The 3,294-nt window shown below is 32.2% G+C and carries 4 protein-coding genes and 1 pseudogene; all 5 read right to left on the bottom strand.

All coding sequences use genetic code 11. From position 1 onward, the window contains the following. Positions 1-330: pseudogene (locus QZZ51_RS16430) on the bottom strand (aminodeoxychorismate/anthranilate synthase component II); the annotation flags it as partial. Between the two features lie 21 nt (positions 331-351). Beyond that, positions 352-1,749, bottom strand: a complete 1,398-nt coding sequence (locus QZZ51_RS16425; RefSeq protein ID WP_291871662.1) for an anthranilate synthase component I family protein — start codon at positions 1,747-1,749, stop codon at positions 352-354. Between the two features lie 256 nt (positions 1,750-2,005). Next, on the bottom strand, positions 2,006-2,584 hold the full coding sequence (locus tag QZZ51_RS16420) for a YceI family protein (RefSeq protein ID WP_291871660.1): 579 nt from the start codon (positions 2,582-2,584) through the stop codon (positions 2,006-2,008). Between the two features lie 41 nt (positions 2,585-2,625). Continuing rightward, positions 2,626-3,036: a MarR family transcriptional regulator gene (locus tag QZZ51_RS16415; protein ID WP_366511989.1), complete on the bottom strand. Its 411-nt coding sequence runs from the start codon at positions 3,034-3,036 to the stop codon at positions 2,626-2,628. A gap of 73 nt (positions 3,037-3,109) precedes the next feature. Next, positions 3,110-3,294, bottom strand: a 185-nt coding sequence (locus QZZ51_RS16410) for a hypothetical protein (protein WP_291871656.1), incomplete at its 5' end; no start/stop codon positions are given.

Here is a 3,294-nt window from a genome sequence, read left to right as displayed (position 1 = left end):
TGTAATTTTTATTTTGGTAGCAATACCATGGTATACTTGTTCTAAATTTATAAGAGAACCGCCGAAAACTTCAGCAATAGCTTGTTGCCCTAAACAAACACCAAAAATACTTTTAGTAGGAGCGTATTTAGCTATTATTTCTTTAAGAAGACCTGCCTCATCTGGAATTCCAGGCCCTGGAGAGAGTACAATTTTATCAAAAGCATCTACTTCTTCCAAGCTAAGCTGGTCGTTACGCTTAACAACAACTTCGCAATCTAAGTCCTCTAAATAGTGAACCAAGTTATAGGTGAAACTATCGTAATTATCTATGACTAATATTTTTTTCATGGTAGTATCTATTTTGGAAATTTAGATGGATTCTGCGATTTCCAATGCCTTGGTTAATGCGCCTAATTTGTGATAGGTTTCTTGTAATTCGCTTTCTGCATTGGATGCTGCAACTATACCAGCACCAGCTTGGTAATGCAATTGATGGTTTTTACTAAGGAAAGTTCGTATCATAATTGCATGATTAAAGTTGCCTTCGAAATCCATAAAGCCAATAGCTCCGCCATAATAGCCTCTACTAGTTTTTTCGTATTTTTCTATAAGCTGCATAGCCATATGTTTTGGGGCGCCACTTAGAGTGCCTGCAGGGAAGGTATCGGCAACGACTTTCATAGTTGGAATGTCTTCTTTCTTTTGCCCGGTAACTTTAGAAACTAAATGAATTACATGAGAGAAAAATTGAACTTCTCTATAGTTCTCTACCTTTACCATGTTTCCGTTTCTACTAAGGTCATTACGTGCAAGGTCTACTAACATTACATGCTCACTATTTTCCTTATCATCTTTCGAAAGTTTCTTGGCTAAAATAGCATCTTGTTCATCGTTACCGGTTCTTTTAAAAGTACCAGCAATAGGATGAATTTCTGCTTTTTCATTTTTTACAATCAGTTGGGCTTCTGGAGAACTTCCAAAGATTTTAAAATCGCCATAATCAAAATAGAATAGGTATGGAGAAGGGTTTACCGAGCGTAGGGCGCGATACACATTAAACTCATCTCCTTTAAACTCTTGAGAGAAACGTCTAGAAAGTACCAATTGAAAAACATCGCCACGTTGGCAGTGTTTTTTAGCAAGCTCCACATGTTCTCTATATTCTTCATCCTTTAAATTAGAAGTAGGTTCTCCTTGTGTAGAAAAGTTATACGAAGCAAAATTTTGAATGTTTAAAATTTGTTCTATTTCCGAAATGTTTTCCTCGCTTTTGTAGCAGTGTGCAAAAATATATGCCTCATTTTTAAAGTGATTAATAGCTATAATATTTTGGTATACCGCGTAGTAAATATCTGGAATGGTAACACTATTATCTTTTTTAGAAACTTCTACATCTTCATAATACCGTACCGCATCATAAGCCATGTAACCAAAAAGACCATTGTTTATAAACTTAAAATCATTTTTATCGCCTTTAAATTTTTTGCTAAAATCGTCTAGAATAGCTACAACATCTGTGTTTTTTTTAATCTTGGTTTCTTCAGAAGTTCCATCTGGAAATTGTTGTACTATTACTTCATTTTCTATTTTAATAGAGGCGATTGGGTTACAGCAGATATAGGAAAAGCTATTATCATTAGCATGATAATCGCTACTCTCTAATAAAATACTATTAGGAAAACGGTCTCTGATTTTTAAATACACACTAACTGGAGTAATGGTATCTGCAAGAATTTTTTTAAAATGTGTCTCTAATTGGTATGTCATTAGATAAAGTATTAAATTTTTTAAAAAAGTAAAGGCTTGTCGTGATGACAAGCCTTTTATATAGTTTTACTACAATGGTGCTTTGCTCACGTTGTTTTTCGTAAGTTATTCCACCACCAAGTATTTGTTCTTTTATTTCTCATAAAGCATCAAATATATAAAGGATTTTTAATATAGCCAATAGGTAGTGCTAAAAATAATAAGGCCCTGTCACTTTGTTATAAGTAACAGGGCTTTAGAATATGTTTGGTTTAATTTAGAAGGCCATATCTACTACTAAATCGAACTCATCATAAATTGCTTTGTCTTTTAAATCGTCAAAGAAGCTAGAAGAACCATATTTAATATTAAATTTTGTTCTGTCTACTTTTAAAGTAGCCGTAGCTTTATTTTCAAAAACAGAAACTACAAATACTACTTCTTTTGTAATACCTTTAATAGTTAAGTCTCCTGTTACTGTATATGAGTTTTTGTTAAAAGATTTTAGGCTTTTAAATACTAATTTTGCGGTTGGGTGACTTTTAACGCCAAAGAAATCGTCAGAAGCTAAATGTCCGTCTAATTTTCCTTTGTATTCTCCTTCTAAATCTGTGGTGTTAATAGTAGTCATATCTACTACAAATTCTCCACCTGTAAGTTTACTTCCGTTAAAATCTAAAGAACCAGATTTTAAATTAATAGTCCCTTCATGGGCACCAGTAACTTTGTAACCTTTCCAAGTAACGGTACTTTCACTAGTTTTTACTACTTTTTTATTGCCATCGATTGGTGTGTTAGCCGTAGCTGAAAATCCAAATACTACTGCGAATGCTAAACTTAATAACTTCTTTTTCATTTTTAATTTAATTAATAGTTAATGCTATTTGTTTTTATGATTTAAAATTTGTCGAACAATACGTTCAGGTACTCTAATTCTTCTTCGGTGAAATTCTGAACAATTTGCTCGTCATTCTTGTTCATTGCAATATCCATGCTAGAAAGTGCTTTTTCTCCTTTTGTTGTAATATAGATTTCTATTTTTCTCCGGTTAGCTTCGCAAGTTTCTCGCTTTACATATCCTTTTAGTATTAACTTATCTACTAAGCGAGTAGTGTTGCTCATCTTAGTTACCATACGTTCATTTAATGTTTTTAGATTTGCAGGCTTCCCTTTTTGTCCTCTTAAAATTCGTAAGACATTAAACTGTTGCACAGAAACATCAAAAGGTTTTAAAGTCGTAGAGGTAGATTCGTTTAGTTTATTACTCACTAACATTAAATGAATAACTGTTCTTTTGGACAGTTCCATTTTTTTATTGGTCTTTAAAATTTCCTCAACATTCATGTCTGTACAATAATTGTATATACAAATGTATGTTGATTTATTGGATTAGATATATTTTTAGGATTAATTTTTTGTTAAAAAAATAGGTAAGACCTTCATCTAAAAATAGTATTTTTGAAATATCAAAAAAAAAGTATTTAAAAATGGCAGATTTATCACAGCAAGAATGGGAAGAACAACTAACGAAAGATGCTAACGCTTTTGTTTTAGATGTAAGAACCT

The organism is Maribacter sp. (assembly GCF_016744255.1).
Taxonomy (GTDB): domain Bacteria; phylum Bacteroidota; class Bacteroidia; order Flavobacteriales; family Flavobacteriaceae; genus Maribacter_B.
This window is presented reverse-complemented; position numbering and strand designations above follow the sequence as displayed.

Excerpts from the sequence above, each read along its gene's own strand:
- QZZ51_RS16425 (WP_291871662.1), bottom strand. The coding sequence starts at position 1,749 with ATGACATACCAATTAGAGACACATTTTAAAAAAATTCTTGCAGATACC.
- QZZ51_RS16420 (WP_291871660.1), bottom strand. The coding sequence starts at position 2,584 with ATGAAAAAGAAGTTATTAAGTTTAGCATTCGCAGTAGTATTTGGATTT.
- QZZ51_RS16415 (WP_366511989.1), bottom strand. The coding sequence starts at position 3,036 with ATGGAACTGTCCAAAAGAACAGTTATTCATTTAATGTTAGTGAGTAAT.